This window comes from Streptococcus sp. 5004 (genome assembly GCF_013276755.1).
GTDB lineage: Bacteria > Bacillota > Bacilli > Lactobacillales > Streptococcaceae > Streptococcus.
This window is the reverse complement of sequence record NZ_VMLP01000003.1, coordinates 14,082-29,723: the sequence shown is the minus strand read 5'-3', so window position 1 is coordinate 29,723 and position 15,642 is coordinate 14,082. Positions and strand designations below refer to the sequence as shown.

Genomic DNA, 15,642 nt, shown 5'->3' with positions numbered 1-15,642 from the left:
TTAGAGCTCCTTTCGATAGAAGCGACGGATAATATCCTCAATATCCGTATCCACCATCTTCAAATCACGGACTTCAAAATCAGACAGTGTTTGCTTAATAATGTCAGCTGACTGGTAGCGGGAACTGTCAAATTCAATATTGAGGCTATTTCCTTGTCTATCAATTGTCATATCCGAAAAGCCTTCATAGTGAGAAAGGAGATGACTTTGACCTGGTAGCAGTTCAAAGGAGAGTGTCTTCATCTTACCAAAGGTCTCCTTGAGCTGGCTAACCGTTCCATCAAAAATTTCCTGCCCCTTATCAATCATAAAAATCCGATCACAAAGTTGCTCAATGTCGCTCAAGTCATGAGTGGTCAAGAGAATGGTTGTTTCTTCCTCCTGATTGATCTGAGTAATAGCCCGACGAATGTTATCCTTGACCGAAACATCCAAACCAATGGTCGGCTCATCTAAAAAGAGAACCTTGGGATTGTGAAGTAAGGAAGCCGCAATATCCGCCCGCATGCGCTGTCCCAGTGAAAGAGTCCGCACAGGGTCCTTGATAAAGTCCTTCAAATCCAAGACTTCATTCAAAAAATCCATGCGCTTATGAAAGAGCGAGTCTGGCACGTCGTAAATCTCCTTCAAGACCGTGTAGGTCTCTTGCAGGGCCAAATCCCACCATAGCTGGGTACGTTGTCCAAAAACAACCCCAATATCCTTGACATAATCTTGGCGATTATCCTGCGGAATCTTGCCGTTAATCCGACAAAATCCAGATGTCGGTTTCAAAATCCCGGTCAGCATTTTAATGGTTGTCGACTTCCCAGCACCATTTGCCCCGATGAAGCCTAAAATCTGCCCCTTTGGTACCTCAAAAGTCAAATCCTTGACTGCTTCAAAGGTCTGCTTTTCAGGATGAATAAAGGAGCGCAAAGCTCCCTTCAAACCAGGTTCCTTCACTGTCTTCACAAAATTTTTCTGAAGATGTTCCACTTCTATCATTGCCATATCTATCTCCCTATCGCAAGGAATAGAAAATCGTATTTTCAAACACAAGTATTCTAAATCCTTACTTTCTACACCTTCTACATTTTATTGCTACAGAAGGTTTTATACCAACCTATTATAGTCCAATAAAAACTAGAATGCAAGCGTTTGCCTACAGATTATGAAATTGAAAATTTTTCTCTTAAAGTGGTATTTGTATACTCAATGAAAATCAAAGAGCAAACTAGGAAGCTAGAGGCAGGTAGCTCAAAGCACAGCTTTGAGGTTGCAGATAAAGCTTACGTGGTTTGAATTTAATTTTCGAAGAGTATTAGTCCAAAATTCTGGCTTAATAGTCTCCTTAAAACACCAAAAAACCCACCCAATGGGCAGGTTTCAACTGTATTGTTCAGCTAGATTAAGCTTTACCTTCTGAACATAAAGCATTTATTTACTATACTTCCTAATACATTAAAAAGGCCCATATTTATACATTCATCCACCCACACTATATTTGGATAATACTCATTGTTCCCTTAAGTTCTTAAAAATATATGGCAAAATAGGGGACAAAATTTTAAGTTGAACTTGGCACAAATTATAAAATCTGATTTGATAAAGTTTTTGTTTAACAAATTCTAAAATAGATTTATATAAACATTTAAAAGACTTTGATTGCTTATTAATTTCAAAAAATTGAGTTACTTATAAAAATTTGGATAATTTATTATTCTTATAAAGATAAAGAATCATTTAAATATACACTTAGCTAATCATTTATAAGACTAGTTGCTATAGTTTTAATTACTTCCAAAGTCATAGGCAGGGCATTTTCTTTGATCCTATTCTTAGTCCTATTCCACATAGTATTTTCTCTTATTTTATCTAGAAAATCATGCCCCTCCCAAGTCAAAGCGCCAACACTAAAAAAATAGATTTTATCACTAGCATATGTGGGTTTATAACTTTTTATCAAACCTGCTTCAAACAACAAGTCACAATGGTAGGCTATTATCTCTATGTCATATCCGTCAATTTGTAAATGAGACAACGCAGTTGATTTATACTCATCCTCAATTTTAAAAAGTATCAAGCGACATAAATCCATATTTCTCTTCATCCAAATAAACCTCTACTCGGTGATATATAATTACAGTGTACAACTTATTAATAGAAGGGTCAAGTGATAAATCAGTGGATTTTACCATAATATATACCGTTCTTTTTTCCGAAAAATAAGTATTTTCCCGAAAAAAATATTAATTCTCTACATCCTCACTTATAAATCCTAAGTCAATAAACCTATTACTTTTTCATAGAAACATATCGCTAAATATCTTCCCCTACGATAAATAGCTTGTTCAGAAAAATTATCTATCTCCCATTCAATATCATTCTGTGCCCTATAACGATTATCAAAATTTCTATGTTCTTTATTGAGAAATTCTTTTATTTGTTGATAGCTCGAATTTTGATATTCTGTGATTTTTTTTGATAAATCACATTCTCCACTTAACCTAGTATTAATAATATCTTCAAGAACTACTAAATTTCCTATTTTGAATTGATACGCTTCAGGTTCATTACCCAATGATTTCTCAATAATATGTTCTATACTATATTCTGGTTCATCATAGACTCTATATGCCTCTCCTTGAGTAGGACGCCTCACTTCTAACCAATTATTTAACGTATAAATCGCATATCTAGAGTACATAATCTCTTCGTTTTTTCTATCGAAATAAACTCCATTACCTGCATATCTCAATTTTGAAAAGAAATCAATAAAGTCTTCCCTGCTAGGTAATTTTCTATTTAATTTATCTTTTAAAACAGCTATATCTGTTCTGATTTGCGCTGCTACTGAATTAGTTGCAAGTGTGGCCATTTTAGATGCAAACTCAGAATATGCTTCCTCAATTTCCTCATATGTATAGCTTATCCCTGGACGTGTCCAACCATCAATACGAGAAGCCATAGTATCTGGAGGTGGTGTAATAGCGCGTACAAATTCATACACTGAAAGTATTTCAAAGAGCCTAATTTTACTATCGAATGATATATCTACTATAGAAATGATTACATTATATATCTTGGAGGAGTTCGATATTTTTATCAGATACTCTAAGTTTCTTTTTATTCTATTCGGTGACCCAGTATTATCTAGAATAAGTTTAGAAATATTTTTTGCTGTATACAGTAACCCATCCAGTATTCTGAGGTAATCCGATTCATCTATCATGTCGCAAAAATTTTGATATAAATTTTCTGAACTAAAATTATACTTAACTTCAAACCACGCTGTGAAATATCTCGTAAAATTCATCTTACAAACTTCTAATTGCCTATGAATTTCATTCCACTTATCCAAGACAGAATCACCACCTGCGACACCCATGGTTCTTTCTGTCTTCTGAAAAATTTCGTATTTAATTAAATCAATATCTGTGAGCCTTATCCCTCTTGTGTTTAATCTACCAAATAGTAAATAACTCTCAACTTCGTCTTGTGAAGTAACTATAGAAAACTGAGTTTGCATTAAGAAATTAAAATACCGAGTCTTCATATGTTTTGATTCAGAAGCCAATTTTCGTTGGAAGAATCTAAATGCTCGATAAAAATTATTACCTCTTCGTTCATGAAGCTCCTTAGGAACTCCATTATCTTCCACATCAAATAAACTTTCCCAAACTCTATTTAACTCAGAATTTTTGAATTTTAAAGGAATTTTTCCATTATTATTAATTTTTTTCCCTAAACTGTGAATAAAAACAATGAAGGTTATTATTCTTTGTTGACCATCAACAACTTCGTAACTGCTTCCATTATCATAAATTAATATGTTTCCCCAATAGTCTGTTGAGTTTTTTCTTTCATATGCACGTAAAAAGTCATTGTAAAATTCTTCCCAGTTTTTTTCCTCCCACGAATACTCTCTCTGATATAGCGGCACTTCCAGAGTCTTACTATTTGTGAAGAAGGTTAGTAGTTCCTCAACCGTCTTTTGTGAACTTTCAATTAAAACCATTAATTTAATCTCCAGTTCTTTATAATTCTATTTTCGAGTCGCTTCATGTATTGTTCCATGAAAACAAAATCAGGTAAGCCATCTTTACTTGGTAACATTATTTTTCCAGCTTTATACCTTGATAAAGAATTTGCTCTACCATGATTAAAAACTTCCTTATATTTAGAAAGTAAAGTAACAATAAATAACTGATTGTATTTATTGGCTGGAAATTTTGCATATAGTACAAACACATGTGAATCAACTGCAAACTTAAATTCTTGATAGTAGGCTAATCCTGCTCCACCATCACCATCTTTATTCCAAGTTATCACATTTGATGATTTAATTTTTCGTGGTTCAGTTTCAACGAATCCCTTTAGACCATTTCCAAATTTTCTAGCAGAAATTAAAGGTAAGTTGCCTTTTGCCAAAGAATCCATGTTGCTTTCACTTCCTCTTTCTTTATTAACATCGAAATAGTCCGATATTAAAAACTCTCCCCACTCGACTTCGTCTAATTCTCTAAAATCTGATATTTTATGTTGTTCAGGAAACTTATAGGTGTCCTTAATTTGATTATATTTGATTTGAACATATTCTTCCATAAATGCCCAATCAGGCGTCCCGTAATTTGTAACAGGAAGCATAATTTTCTGCCTTTTAAAATTTCCTAGTCTATACTGTTTTCCATAACCAAATTGATTTGCATTATCAAAAACTGAAGTAATAAATAATTTACAGTTTTCTGAAATATCATCATTAATTAACACTAGAATATTATCATCTGCACTGTAGGAATAATTACGGTAAAATGCATTTGCAAACATATCAATCGTGATTGTGTTTTTAGGAAAAATTTCCTGCTCACTATTTGCAATAAAACTAGCAATTCCACTGTTATGAAAACCTGCTGTTATAAATGGGCGCATTCCCGCAATACGACTACTTTCGACAAGACGTTTGCCACGTTTTACTTGGAATAACTCTGCGAGTCTAAACTCTTTCCATTTTCTATTCTTCATCCTGTACCTCTTCAAATAAATAGCCTCTACCATGGGTATACATATCAAATTGGAAACTCAGATAATCTGCAATTGTTTTTTCAAATTCCTCATCACTTGGAATTTCATCGTTAAAATAATAGAAACTATGTAACCATTCATCCTCTGCTTGGATTGTGGATTTTACCATAAACTCAGTCGTATAATCCTCCTCGTTACCATTGATTACATCAAAGAGGAAGCGTCTTTTCTCCTTGGCCGAATCGTCATCAATCAGACCTATGTGTTTTCTCACTACAAATCCATCATCTTCAAAATTTATAAACTTAACTTTTTTTCGTTCAATATCATGTGGTTTACCCGCCTCAAAAATTGCGATAACAGGATTAGTCCCCACACCATGGAAAGTATTTTTATTTACAGTAATTACCATATCTAAAGTATGTTTTTCAAGAATTCTTTTCTTATATTCCTTTTCTTCCTTAGATTTACCAACCATAGTTGATTGAGGGACAATCACCGCTAGTTTCCCCCCAGTTACCAGCATATCTAGCGCATGACGAATAAAATTAATTTCTGTTAGAGTTTTATCTGTTTTCCCTTGGGAATACGGGGGATTAAACAAGATTTTATTTACTCTCTGCTTTTGGATCTCTTCACCGGTAACAGAAAACATATCGTTTAACTGTAGATTACTTTTGCCATCCCCTCGTAAAATCATGTTCGTTGTCGCTACGGTGAACATCTTTTCCTGCAACTCTATCCCCAGTAGTTGATGCTGTTTAATATGTTTGATTTCGTCCTCATCTTTTGCTAGCTTAGTCATTCTATTCATTGCAGAAATCAAAAAAGCACCACTACCGCAAGCAGGATCCAATACATAATCAGTCGGTAACACATCAATTAATTCCGTCATAAGCGTCGTAATATGGTGAGGTGTCAAAACAATTCCAAGACCGTTCCCATCACTTCCACCATATTTCACAAACTCACCATAGAAATTACCCAAAATATCGTAATCTGTATTTTGTTTAAAGTGATGGATAACTTTATCTTGTAATTTTTTAGTAAAATAATGAAGCGGTGTAACTCCTAATGTCTCGTTTTTTTCATTCAGCCGGACATTCGTTTCTAAAAACGAGAACTTATTGAGAAGAATATTGACCTTGTCTTCTGGCAAAACACCTTCAGATGCAATGTAATCTTTAACTGCTTTTAGAATTCTCATTCCATCATTATCAATTACTGGTCTTGTTGTATCCTCTCTACCATCAGTTTTTCTAGGATACTTATTACCTGTTAATTTTTTGATATCAAAATCTTCTTCATTAAGGGCTAAAAGAATTGCAGAAATTACTGTTGCTTTATTCTCACCTTCGAGCGAAGCGTAGTTTCGTAAATCTTCATGTAATTCTTTTGAAACATTTTGCAATTCAAAAATACGTTTTTGCTCAATAGAATATTCTTCAAGTACATTTACTGAATACCATTCATTTATATTGTTTGGATGAAGTTCCTGAAGATCAGTTAACTTTGGAAGTTTTTTTTCAGTAATTCCTTCTTCAGTGATAGAAACTAATACAGGTTGAATGCTATGAAATTCCTCATCCCCAGTAATACCTATTGCGATTACTTCATCAAAAGAGCTTGTTTTCGTTACGATATGGTTTGCGTAGTGTACAGCACCATTTACAGCAAAACCTGACAATGATGGAATATCTTTAGCAATAGAACCATCCCCGGAAAGATTAATAAGTTTATCATTGTCCCTTTTATCTTCAATCACAATAAGGTAATCTGAGATCTGCATAACAAATTCAGGCTTTCCAATTCCAGATTTACCTTGTTTGCTAGCTCCTTTTAGCGCTTTAGCAATTTCTGGATGAGAAGAACCTTGCTCATCATAGCGGATACCAAATTTTTCTATCTCTCTTCTGACGTATTGGTCAGTTGCTGTTGCTTCGTTTGCCATATTTTTTCACTTCCTTAAGTTTATCATTTCCCATTATATCAAAGAAAGTAGCAANNTTGCTACTTTCTTTGATATTTATATACTTAATTTTCTTATTAATTGACTTTCACTAACTTCAAAATAAAAATAATGATCCCTGCCATCCTCGGCGTTCTCTTTATTCAACTTGAAGTAGTTTTTCTAATTCATTGCCATTGTTCTAAGGATGTCATCAACTAGAAAAGTTAATGGAACATCCATTGAAGAATACTTCTGGAAGTCTTCTTCAAATCGAATATAGTTGTCTGAAAAATAGTCCATCTGTAATTTATTCTCATAGAGTTCTTTTCTACTCATAGGTAACCTCTTCTAATAACTGTATGCTCAAGAAGTCTTCCACTTGAATCAATCGGTATCCTTCATAGGTCTTGATAGATACTTCTTTTGCTGAAATTTCTCTCACTTCACCAATCAAAGTTACTTTTTGAGTTTTTTGTTTGACTATAAAGCGACCCTTTAAATTCCCAACATAAACCTGAGAAAGTAACAATAATTTTTCTGTTCTGTTCAAGTCACTAGTTAGATCGACACGATATTTCTCTTCCCCTAGTGATGTGGTATGTTCAGATAAAAAGAAGCCCATCCACTTTTGCATACCTGAGTCTTGATATTCTCGGGCAGACTGATAGGGCAAATAGGAACGATCAATTATTTTAAACCATCTAGTCCACCAGCAGAATGACCTCCGATTAGTTTACTTCTAGCGATACTTCTTGATGCTGACTCAAGCGCATTGGCTTTTAAAAGTGAAGTGAACCCAAACTGATCTCGTATGCTGTCAATCGCTGATTGGAGCCTTTCTTCTTTTTCTATTTTTTCAACATCATCAAATAAAGAAACTAGTCCAAACAATTCATACACTAGACCCGAATAGTTGACGGCAACGTTCCTTACAGCACCTGAACTGTATTTCTGATGAAATAACTGTAAAACTACATTAGTTAGCGTGTCCGTATGATTAGTTGCTTCGTTCTTTTTTGTGTGTTGATTGATTTTTTATTTTCCTGTTTGGAATAGCCTACATGAATTGAGACAACAGTTGTTTTCTTACCTGATCGTCTAAGACGAATAGCGACCTGTTCTAACATTTTTCGAAGCAATTCAAAATCGTGTAGGACACACAAGAGGAAGTAGTGTTACAGATATCTATTTGCACGTTACACAAAAAACAAAAGAACTAATCATTCCTGTTTTAGATTCGTTAACTATATAAGTGTGGCAAATTTGTGGAAAAACAAAGAAAAAAGGTTTATCCAAATCAGATAAACCTTTTTATATCAAGCTTTTACAAGCTTCTTATGCTTTACCTTCTGAACCGAATACGTCGATACGTTCTTCAACTGATGCTTGGATAGCTTTTACACCGTCAGCCAAGAATTTACGTGGGTCGAAGAGTTTTTTCTTGTCGTATTCTGCTTCGTTTGCTTCGTAGTCACGAGCAAATTTACGAGTTGCGTTAGCGAATGCGATTTGGCATTCAGTGTTAACGTTAACTTTCGCAACACCAAGTTTGATAGCTGCTTGGATTTGCTCATCAGGAATACCTGAACCACCGTGCAATACGATTGGGAATCCTGGAAGAGCTTCTGTCAATTTTTGCAAGTGGTCAAGGTCAAGACCTTCCCAGTTTGCTGGGTAAGGACCGTGGATGTTACCGATACCAGCTGCCAAGAAGTCGATACCAGTTTCAACCATTGCTTTAGCATCTTCGATTGGAGCCAATTCACCTTTACCGATGATTCCGTCTTCTTCACCACCGATAGTACCAACTTCAGCTTCTACTGAGATACCTTTAGCGTGTGCTTTTTCAACAACGTCTTTAGCCAATTTAAGGTTTTCTTCAACTGGAAGGTGTGAACCGTCAAACATGATTGAAGTGTAACCAACTTCGATACACTCAAGTGCATCTTCGTAGTGACCGTGGTCAAGGTGGATAGCTACTGGTACAGTGATACCCATTGATTCAACAAGGTTAGCGATCAAGTTGCGAGCAACTTTGTAACCACCCATGTATTTAGCAGCACCCATTGAAGTTTGGATCAAAACTGGAGCTTTTTTAGCTTCTGCTGCGCGCAAGATAGCTTGAGTCCACTCAAGGTTGTTTGTGTTAAATCCACCAACTGCATAACCGTTGTCACGAGCTGCTTGGACAAATTTTTCTGCTGAAACGATTGCCATTTTATCAGGCCTCCTGTATATTTTTATGGGTCATCCCATTTACATTGTTCATTTTATCACTTTTTGACAAAAAAATCTAGTTTTTCCCGCAGTTTCGATTGAATTTCTTCTAGCTTCATCTATGTAAACCCTTTCTCTCCCTAGTCTTGGGCGACTTTTGGAAAAGCTATGAAGAAGGTTAAACGATTCTCCGCCATCTCGAAACGATAAGCTAATTTTTCATGTTCCAATAGACTCTTAACCACAAAGAGCCCCATCCCAGAACCCTTGGCCTTGCGACTAGCATTGTCAGAAAAAGACTGGGCTAGTTTTTCTTGTTCCTCTGAGCTACAGCTATTCTCGATAAAAAGTTCCCCTTCTCTCTCCCCGATGCGGACCAAGCCGCCTGGAACAGAGTGCTTGATAGCATTACTGATAAGGTTAGACAGAATCAATTTCATGACAGATGAGTTTAAATAGGCCTGCTGATGAGTCAAACTATTGTCTATCTGAAGCTCTCTTTCCTTGGCTAGCAAGGCATAATTCTTGACTAGACTTTGCGTCATCTGGAGGAGGTCAATTGTTTCCCTATCATCTCGCAATTCCTGCACAGACGAGAGAGAAAGTATCTGCAGAACATGGTGATTGAGTTCATCCACAATCCCCAAGGCAACTCCCAGATAGTGGTCTCTATCCTTATAACGCCCGATATTTTCTTTCATGTTTTCGATTAGGATTTTCAAACTAGCCAGCGGTGTTTTCAATTCATGAGAAGCTCCTCGTAGGAATTCGACCTTCATCTTTTCCAGCTGGAGAATGGCTTCATTCTTGTCATGCAAGTCCGCGATAACTGTCAAAAGATGTTGGTAGAGGCTATTGATTTGTTCCTTGAGATCACCAATCTCATCCTTAGAATCCACGCGCAATCGCACTTGAGTATCCAGTTCCATCATCCGACGGGTCACCCGCTTGATTTCCAAAATGGGGGCAACAATGGTCCGAGCATAGATGTAAGCCACCAAAAGTGAAATCAGAAAGGATGCCAGCAGGGTATAGGGAAGAAACTGGAGACTGATTTGCTCTGCTTCCTTTTGCAAATCCATGGAAGCAAGAAACTGGAGAGTCATGGTGCCACCGTCTTGCGTTTTCACCTCGCGCTCTTCGATAAAAAGAGAGGTTGTCTGACGATCTGTATCCAGAGGAAGATTGTCCTTGACTTCTAACTTGTCCTCGGTCATCTCTCCCTTGACCACCCCCTTAATCTCACTAGTCTGGGAATACAAGTCTAAGACTTGCTCGATACTCTGTCTATCCTTTCCTTCTAGTGACCGGGCAATAGCTGTCGCTTTCTGGCCAATGGTTTCCTGACGATGACTCAGATAAGTCGAAGGAAAAAGAAAATAAATAGCTAAATGAAGGCAAATAACCAGAACACTAAAAATCGAGAAGGTGTAGATAAATATCTTTGTAAATAAGCCTGTTCGTTTCATTTTCGCTCCAATTTATAACCAACATTGCGCACAGTGAGGATGCAGTCCAGGTCTAGCTTTTTCCGCAATTCCTTGATATAAACGTCAATGACACGGTCAAAGGGAACCTCATCTGTCACCTTCCAGACGGCATCGATTATCTGAGATCGAGTCAAGGCTCGTCCTTCATTTTTCACCAGATAGTCCAGAATTTCCAACTCTTTGGCATTGATGGGCACTTCTTGACCTGCTAGGCTAGCACTGTAGCTCTCAAAGTCTACCTTGGCATCCTTATAGGAGAAGATTCGTCCTGTATCATAGTAGCGCTTGAAAATCGCGTTCACTCTCACTTTTAAGAGGGAGAGGGAGAAGGGCTTTTCCAGATAGCCATCTGCCAGAGAGGCAAAGGCACTCATCTTGTATTCCTCATCCTGAAAGGCGGTCAGCATCAAGACAGGGACTTGGCTGGTTTTGCGTATCTCAGCTAGCACTTCTAGACCATTGAGCTTGGGCATCTGGATGTCCAGTAAAACCAAGGCTACCTCATAGCTAGAAAATTGCTCCAAGGCTTCCTGACCATCTGCCGCCTCAATGGTTTCATAGCCACAATCCGTCAAATAATCACTGACCCCCTCACGGATCATCTCTTCATCTTCTACAATTAAAATTTTCATACTTTAACTGCTCTCTATTTTTTATTTTTCTTAGAATAAATACCTACTCTATTTCTATTATAGTCTCTTGCTGGCCTTTTGTCTTTAAGTAACTGACTACTAGATAAAACAAAGAGAGCCTATCGCTCTCTCTGCTCACATTTCACTCCCCGTGAAATGAACGTTATTTAGTTGCTTTTGAAAATGTTACAACGTAGTTATAATCTTTCCCATTAGCTTGATAGACATAGTCCTCTTTGAAAGTGTAGCCACGTTTTCTCAACTCTTCTTTCTTAGCTTCAACTTGGTTCTGAACTGCTACTTTCACCTGTTGTTCATTTGTTGAACCTTCCACGATTTCAAGAGAAGTTCCATCGATATATCCTAGGAAACCTGCAATATCTTTCATTTTATCAAAGTTATAAAATACATTTACTTTGACCTTTTGAGGAGCTGGCTGTTCTAGACTTCTACGATTTCTGCTAGCGCGTGGTTGAACTGCTGGAGCATTTCTAAAGCCTGTAGTTCCTGTAGCTTGCTTAGTGAAAGTGACTACGTAGTCATAATGAGTTGCATCTTGATGAGTATACTCAACGAATATATCTTCCGAAAATTGATATCCTCTTTTAGCTAATTCTGATTTTTTGGCATCTATTTTTTCTTTAATCAGTGATTTGACTTTTTCCCCAGAAGCATCTTTTGGAATCTCAATATCATTTTTTTCACCAGGGTCACCGAAGAATCCTGGAATATCTTTCATACCATCAAAATTATAATAAATAGAGACTGTGTTTTGAGGTTCCTCAATACTTCTACGACGACGAGTTACTCGAGGTTGGTAAGTTCCTGCACTTCGGAAGCCTGAGTCACCAGTTGTAGAACTGTCCGACGTTGCCGCAGGTTGTGCTTGTGGTGAGTCTTCAGATGAGGACGGCTGAGAAGATGGATTGCTAGAAGTTAGTGCGCTGTTTGCTACTGTACTATTTTCATCTATAGTTGTTCCACCAGCATGACTTTCGATAGGTTTAGTATAATCTGCTGCTCCTTCTATAGTCGCTCCTGGAGTTTGAATACTTTGACTCAAAGTCTCATATTCATCAACTAACTGAGTTTGTTTTTCAAAATCTTTCTCCTCTTCTAATTTTTTATAGTAGAGATTTGTTAGTTCATTTAATCTATCTCGAGCCTCTTGTTTTTGAGTATCGTCTAGATCACTAGTAGAAATAGCTTCCTCAGCTAGTTTTTTATGATCATCAATCGCAGCTTTATTACTATTTTTGGTATCTTCCTCTAAAGACTTCTCTGAATCTTGATGTTCTACAGCTGGTTCATCGTCTTGAGAGTTTTCTTCATTAGAAGTTGAATCGTTTGAGTTGCCATCAGTTGTAGCGTCTGTTGATGAATTATTTGAAGGGACATTGTCCGTTACTGGAGTTGATTCTGCTTCTTTTGTTTCTGAAGATTCTTCTACTGGTTGACCTTGATTTCCTGAAGTTGTAGCCTCTGACTCTTCAACTTTCGGAGTCTCTGCTTTCTGTTCAGATTCTACATTAGCTCCGTCTGTTTCTTCAGTTCCATTTACTACTTCTTCTCTTTTTGCTTTATCAGAAGTTGATGTTGTTGATTCTGAGTTTCCGTCTCCAGTTGAAGCTTCAGCATTTTGTGAATTTGTTTCTTCGTTATTACCTTCTGTGCCTACTTCTTTTGGTACTGATGTTGAATCTACTGTCCCTTCTGTTGAATTTGCTTCTTTATCTGTATCTTCTACTTTTGAGTCTTTTTCTTCATCTCCTGTAGTTTTTACTTCTGGTGTTGTTCCTTCTGTAACTGTTGATTCAGCCGCTGGCTCTGTTACTTTTGCTTCAGATGATTCTGTTGGAGTTCCTTCTGTTGTTCCTGAAGCTTCTGAAACTTTTCCTTCTGTTTCAGCTTCTTTCGGTGCTGGTTTCTCTCCTTCTCCTATTTCTTTTGGAGCTGATTCTGATTCCACTGTTCCTTCTGGTGTTGATTCTACACTTTCTTTCGGTTCAGTTGATTCTGTTGGAGCTTCTGCCTTCGGCGTTGTTGCTGTTGATTCCTCCGCTTTTGGATCAGCTGGTTTGACAACCTCTGGGGATGCCTCTTCTGCTTCTGGAACTGAACTTCCAGATTGTTCTGTAGTTTCATCACTTGAAGGAGTGAAGTCTGTTGATGAATTATTTGAAGTATTTCCCGTTGTATCAGTTGGTCCTTCTGTAGCTGTTGATCCAGTTGATGGACTTGAGTCGGCTGAATTACTTGTTTCAGCTGATGAATCCGTGTCTGTAGCAGGTTGTTCTTCTGTAACTGGGGTTTCTTCTGCTACTGGTTTTTCTGATTTACTCTCGTTAGTATCCTCACTTGTAGAGTCTGCTGCTGGCGCTGTTGTTGCTGGTTCTGTAATTTCAGATGTTCCTGGTTCTTCAGCTTCTTTTGGTGCTACCTCTGGGTCTGTTGCTTTTGCTTCAGTTGATCCTGTTGAAGCTTCTCCTGTTGCTCCTGCTTCTTCTGAACCTGTTCCTTCAGGTGTTGATTCTACACTATCTTTCGGTTCAGTTGATTCCCCTGCTGTTCCTGAAGCTTCTCCTGTTGTTTCCCCTGCTTCTGCTGTTGCACCTGGTGTAGTTCCTTCTGTTTTATTTTCTTTTGGAGCTGGGGTTTCTTCTGCTGTTGCTCCTGCTTCTTCAGTTTCTTTTGGAGCTGGCGCTGAGTCCACTGTTCCGTCAGGTGTTGATTCTGCTGAAGTTCCTGAAGCTTCTGTTGATTCTGTTGCAGCTTCTGCGTTTGATTCAGCTGGTTTAGCTACCTCTGGCTCGGTTGCTTTTGATTCAGTTGATTCTGCTGGAGTTTCTGCTTTTGGTTCAGCTGGTGTTACCATCTCTGGCTCTGTTCCTTCAGCTTCCTTTGCTACTTCTGCTGTTGAAGCTGGGGTTTCTGGTTTTGATGGTGCTGGGGTTTCTTCTGCTGGTTGATCTTGTTCTCCTGAAGTGCCTTCCTCTACCACTGGCGCTGGTTCTGTTGGTTCAGCTGACGCCTCTGGTTCTTCAACTTTCGGCGCTTCTACTTTTCCTTCAGTTGCATCTTCTTTAGGTGTTGTTTCTGCTGAAGTTCCTGAAGCTTCTGCTTTTGGTTCAGATGGTTTCGCTACCTCTGACTCTGTTATTTCTGGTTCCGTTGCTTCTGTTGCACCCGGTTGTTCTTCTTTATTTTCCGGAGTTGTCGATGCTTCTGTTTTTGGTTCAGATGATTCTGTTGGCTCTTCCGCTTTCGGTGCTGGAGTCATTGGCTCATCTGATTTTGGTTCCGAAGTCGCTGGTTCTTCCTCTGCTTTTGGTGCTGGAGATGCTGGCTCCTCTGCTTTTGGCGTTGTAGCCGCTGATTCTTCTACTTTTGGTGCTGGAGTTGTCGCTGCTTCTTCTGCTTTTGGTGCTACTGGAGCTTCTGTTTCTTCTTTAACTTCTGGGCTTGTCTCTGCTGGTGCTTCTGAAGCAGGTTCTTCACCTAATTCTTCCGATCTTTCCACTACTGGTGCTGATACAGGCTGATAGACTGGGCTATAGTTCACAGTCATTTTTTCAACTTTCTCAGTGACATCTGTTAATTCAAAGGTAACAGCTTTTGTTTCTTGGTCTTTCTTGAGCAAGACTTCATAAGTACGAACTTCGCCACTTGCACCGCTTTCTTTGATGACAATCTTGTGTTTTGTGACTGTATCTGAAACCGTTTCAGCTTCAGTAAAGTACAATTCATTGTGCGGTAAGAATAAATTCTTTCCTGAAGCTTGATTCATTTCTTGGAGTACATCTACAGGGATATTGCTTGCTTCGCTGATAACACTTAATGTATCTCCCCACTTAATGACATACTTAAATAAATCACCTTCTTTTTGAAGGTCAGCTTTCACTTCCTCAACTGTTCTGGCTACCCAGACACCATCTTGTTCACTGGCTGATACAGTTGGAGCTAAAAAGCCCAGACCCAGTAGAATCACACCTGTCGCAACAATTGCACCAGTTCTCAATTTTCTAAAACCACGGAGGGACAAGCTTCCTCTAACATTTGTTTGTCTCATAATGTTTATTTTTCCTCACTATTCTATATTTTCCAAGGTAGACCCTGCCTAGGTCTACTAGCCTATGTTTGCGATATGGATAGGCTTCTACAGATTTATCTATCTATTTTCAAGATAAGATTTCTATAGATTTTTATGCACAATTCCATATATAAGTTGCGAAACTCCTTTCTAATAAATTCCATAACCTTAGTATATCATATTTAAGTACTAAAGTACAAAGAAAGCAACTGAAAGCAATGATTTTCACCATTGCTTTCTACTTCATTTATCATTTTA

General features: G+C 37.7%; 10 protein-coding genes and 2 pseudogenes. All 12 read right to left on the bottom strand.

Annotated elements, in window-relative coordinates:
• The 12 genes and pseudogenes from HT685_RS01295 to HT685_RS01240 all read right to left on the bottom strand — a co-directional run bounded on the left by HT685_RS01295 (position 1) and on the right by HT685_RS01240 (position 15,363).
• Positions 1–993: an ATP-binding cassette domain-containing protein gene (locus tag HT685_RS01295; RefSeq protein WP_173226527.1), complete on the bottom strand. Its 993-nt coding sequence runs from the start codon at positions 991–993 to the stop codon at positions 1–3.
• A 748-nt stretch (positions 994–1,741) separates the two neighbouring features.
• Entirely contained in the window at positions 1,742–2,092 is a 351-nt protein-coding gene (locus tag HT685_RS01290) for a DUF2513 domain-containing protein (RefSeq protein ID WP_240148123.1), read from the bottom strand.
• A 168-nt stretch (positions 2,093–2,260) separates the two neighbouring features.
• Positions 2,261–4,000, bottom strand: coding sequence for a DUF262 domain-containing protein (locus tag HT685_RS01285; protein ID WP_173226529.1), 1,740 nt, complete (start codon positions 3,998–4,000; stop codon positions 2,261–2,263).
• Positions 4,000–5,004 carry a restriction endonuclease subunit S gene (locus HT685_RS01280; RefSeq protein WP_173226531.1) on the bottom strand — a complete coding sequence of 335 codons (1,005 nt, stop codon included), beginning with the start codon at positions 5,002–5,004 and terminating at the stop codon, positions 4,000–4,002. Before HT685_RS01280 ends, HT685_RS01285 begins: the two co-directional genes overlap by 1 nt.
• A complete protein-coding gene (locus HT685_RS01275; protein WP_173226533.1) occupies positions 4,994–6,955 on the bottom strand; it encodes an N-6 DNA methylase in 1,962 nt (653 codons plus the stop codon). Before HT685_RS01275 ends, HT685_RS01280 begins: the two co-directional genes overlap by 11 nt.
• Positions 6,956–7,030: 75 nt before the next feature.
• Positions 7,031–7,291, bottom strand: a pseudogene (locus tag HT685_RS01270) (DUF5960 family protein).
• The gene (locus tag HT685_RS01265) at positions 7,284–7,646 is read right to left on the bottom strand and encodes a hypothetical protein (protein WP_173227250.1); all 363 of its coding nucleotides are present in this window, start codon (positions 7,644–7,646) and stop codon (positions 7,284–7,286) included. The pseudogene HT685_RS01270 and the gene HT685_RS01265 overlap by 8 nt, the downstream one beginning before the upstream one ends.
• Positions 7,643–8,103 (bottom strand): annotated as a pseudogene (locus HT685_RS01260) (DNA polymerase); the annotation flags it as partial. The pseudogene HT685_RS01260 and the gene HT685_RS01265, both read right to left, overlap by 4 nt.
• Before the next feature lie 187 nt (positions 8,104–8,290).
• Complete coding sequence (locus tag HT685_RS01255; RefSeq protein WP_001018997.1) at positions 8,291–9,172, bottom strand: class II fructose-bisphosphate aldolase; 882 nt, start codon at positions 9,170–9,172, stop codon at positions 8,291–8,293.
• Positions 9,173–9,312: 140 nt separating this feature from the next.
• Positions 9,313–10,641, bottom strand: coding sequence for a sensor histidine kinase VncS (gene vncS, locus HT685_RS01250; RefSeq protein WP_173227232.1), 1,329 nt, complete (start codon positions 10,639–10,641; stop codon positions 9,313–9,315).
• Positions 10,638–11,294, bottom strand: coding sequence for a response regulator transcription factor VncR (gene vncR, locus HT685_RS01245; protein ID WP_173227234.1), 657 nt, complete (start codon positions 11,292–11,294; stop codon positions 10,638–10,640). Before vncR ends, vncS begins: the two co-directional genes overlap by 4 nt.
• 163 nt (positions 11,295–11,457) lie before the next feature.
• Entirely contained in the window at positions 11,458–15,363 is a 3,906-nt protein-coding gene (locus tag HT685_RS01240; protein ID WP_173227236.1) for a hypothetical protein, read from the bottom strand.
• Between the last annotated feature and the right edge of the window lie 279 nt (positions 15,364–15,642).

What these genes read in the sequence shown, in the direction of transcription:
- HT685_RS01295 (WP_173226527.1), bottom strand. Translation starts at nt 993, where the DNA reads ATGGCAATGATAGAAGTGGAACATCTTCAGAAAAATTTTGTGAAGACA.
- HT685_RS01290 (WP_240148123.1), bottom strand. Translation starts at nt 2,092, where the DNA reads ATGAAGAGAAATATGGATTTATGTCGCTTGATACTTTTTAAAATTGAG.
- HT685_RS01285 (WP_173226529.1), bottom strand. Translation starts at nt 4,000, where the DNA reads ATGGTTTTAATTGAAAGTTCACAAAAGACGGTTGAGGAACTACTAACC.
- HT685_RS01280 (WP_173226531.1), bottom strand. Translation starts at nt 5,004, where the DNA reads ATGAAGAATAGAAAATGGAAAGAGTTTAGACTCGCAGAGTTATTCCAA.
- HT685_RS01275 (WP_173226533.1), bottom strand. Translation starts at nt 6,955, where the DNA reads ATGGCAAACGAAGCAACAGCAACTGACCAATACGTCAGAAGAGAGATA.
- HT685_RS01255 (WP_001018997.1), bottom strand. Translation starts at nt 9,172, where the DNA reads ATGGCAATCGTTTCAGCAGAAAAATTTGTCCAAGCAGCTCGTGACAAC.
- vncS (WP_173227232.1), bottom strand. Translation starts at nt 10,641, where the DNA reads ATGAAACGAACAGGCTTATTTACAAAGATATTTATCTACACCTTCTCG.
- vncR (WP_173227234.1), bottom strand. Translation starts at nt 11,294, where the DNA reads ATGAAAATTTTAATTGTAGAAGATGAAGAGATGATCCGTGAGGGGGTC.
- HT685_RS01240 (WP_173227236.1), bottom strand. Translation starts at nt 15,363, where the DNA reads ATGAGACAAACAAATGTTAGAGGAAGCTTGTCCCTCCGTGGTTTTAGA.